Consider the following 2,174-nt stretch of genomic DNA (forward strand, 5'->3'; position numbering starts at 1 on the left):
TCGTCGGACACATCCGCTGGCGGGGCGTAGGCGGGCGGCGGCGCATCGTCGGGCACATCCGCTGGCGGGGCGGCGTCGAAATCCACATCATCTGCGGGTGCACCCACGGGCGCCGTAGCGTCGAGGCCAGGGTCGTCTGCGGGCGGACTGGCGACTGGCGCAGTCGCGTCCAGTCCGACGTCGTCTGCGTGGGCGATCCCGGTCGGCAGGACGATCGGAGCCGTGGCGAAAACTCCCGCGACTGCTGCCGCGGCAAGCGTGTTACGGACGATCTTCAATCTCGTTCCTTTCGTGCAGCGCGCGCCGAAGCAGCCCCACCCGGAGGTGGAGCGAAAGCCTGTTTCAGGCGTTTGGTGCTTCGGAAGTGCCGTCTCGGTCCGGCACGACAGCGGAGGTTCCACCTGACGGGGCCATTGCCCGCCGGCCGCTGGACGGCTGTCGCCGCTGCAGCCCCGCTCGCACGCAGTTTCCGTGAATTCGATTTTCTTTGCCCGTTTTCGGGCCGCAACGGACCGTACGAGACGGGAACACATTCGTCATCCCGGGAAGATCAGGCAAATGCCAGGCGATAACAGATCATAGCGACGACTTGAAATGGCGATATCGCTGGTCAGCTCACTCTTTTCGTCAAAGTGAACACCACCAATGAGATTCGCTCGGCGTGAGACAGATCACGCAATTATTGTGACCTGGTGCACAGCTTTGCTGGACGTATACAGTGCCGTGCAGTCGGTCACTTCGCATTGAATTGCGTCGCGGCATCCGCCGATTCAACAAGCAGCTGTACACGTGCCTAATGCCGTTCAGGCGCCGAGGCTGCTTCTTCCTGAGTTGTTTCTGGCAATATGCCAGCTTGCGGCATTCTTTACGGAATTTCACAAAATTGTCCTCAGACGCCGGCGTTGCGGAACCCGTGGATAGCCACTGCACAGGGGAGTGCGCGCGGGCAACTTCACTGCTGTTCACTGGCACCGTGCGCGAATACCGGTGACTAATCCCTGTGTGTGACATATTTCAGAACAATGCGTGGCGAGCCGGCATGACCACCGGTGGTAGTTGTCGGCGACGGCAGTCGTCATCAGCAAACCGCAACATCACTAACCCGAATGCTTGCAATTTGCCGCGCCAGTCGACCAGCAGCGGGCGCCGCCAGGTCCGAGACATGAGGAAATCGCTGCAGGCTCGAACCTTGTCGGTTACAACGGATTACGCAGAATCACCCGCACCATATTCACCGACTGGACAGGCTCTGACGCTTACCGTTTCACAGAAGAACCGGCCCCAAGAATAGGTCATTCCGGCGTCGAGGACGAAATACTCATACCGATCATTAGCTGAGCGTCTATTCGGATTGCTCAACCGCACAGGCATACGACCGAAGAGGTCGAGCAAGCGGGTCGCGGGCGTCAGCGACCGGCGGCGGCCAGTGACTGCAGATCGGCAGCCGAGTTCACGTTGGCCAACGAGTGACCGTCTGACACGACGAGACGCTGAGCATCGACAGTGTCGAGCAGGGCGCGCATCGCGCGCTCCCCCGCGGTCAACAGCGCGTCGATATGCGACGCCAACGCGGTTCGGTACACCGCAGCTAAGTAGTGGTCGCGACCGTCCCACGGCAGCACCACGTCGGCGTCCACCTGTTCGGCCAGTCTCCACAGCTCGTCGATCAGGTCGGCGTCAAGGAACGGCATGTCGACCGCGCTGACGAATGCTCGGGTCGCACCGGCCTCTGCGGCCGCACGCAAGCCCCGGCCGGTCGCCGATAGCGGGCCCGCACCGCGCAACTCGTCGCGCACCACCTGGGCTTGCACCGCAGGCAGTCGCTGTCCTGGTGCTGCCATGACGAACACCGGCTGGCATCGCTCGCTGACCACGCCGACAACATGTTCGACCAGTGTCGGAGCGCCATCCGGTCGCCCGGCCGTCGGCGACCTCCGCACGCGTGCCTGGCCGACGGGCTCTGGCACCGGCAGCGTCGCCTTGTCCCGGCCCATACGCCGGGATTCTCCACCGGCCAGCACAATCCCTGCCAGCCGCGCTGGATTCGATGCGGCCACGTTAAGCGACAGTCCAGGTGTCGCGTCCGCGCAGCAGCGATTGCAGAGCAGCGCGGTCGGACGGGACGGTGTCCCGTGCTGCACTGACCTGGTTGCGAGCCGCGTCGTCGTAGGTGG

At 63.3% G+C, this 2,174-nt stretch carries 1 protein-coding gene and 2 pseudogenes; all 3 read right to left on the reverse strand.

Annotation, left to right across the window (positions count from 1 at the left end):
* A pseudogene (locus WA317_RS05155) lies at positions 1 to 278 on the reverse strand (Resuscitation-promoting factor RpfE); the annotation flags it as partial.
* 1,128 nt (positions 279 to 1,406) lie between these two features.
* Positions 1,407 to 2,057, reverse strand: coding sequence for a molybdenum cofactor guanylyltransferase (mobA, locus tag WA317_RS05160; protein ID WP_425172018.1), 651 nt, complete (start codon positions 2,055 to 2,057; stop codon positions 1,407 to 1,409).
* Between the two features lies 1 nt (position 2,058).
* Positions 2,059 to 2,174, reverse strand: a pseudogene (locus WA317_RS05165) (2-oxoacid:ferredoxin oxidoreductase subunit beta); the annotation flags it as partial.

This window comes from Mycobacterium sp. (assembly GCF_049802695.1).
Classification (GTDB): Bacteria; Actinomycetota; Actinomycetes; order Mycobacteriales; family Mycobacteriaceae; genus Mycobacterium.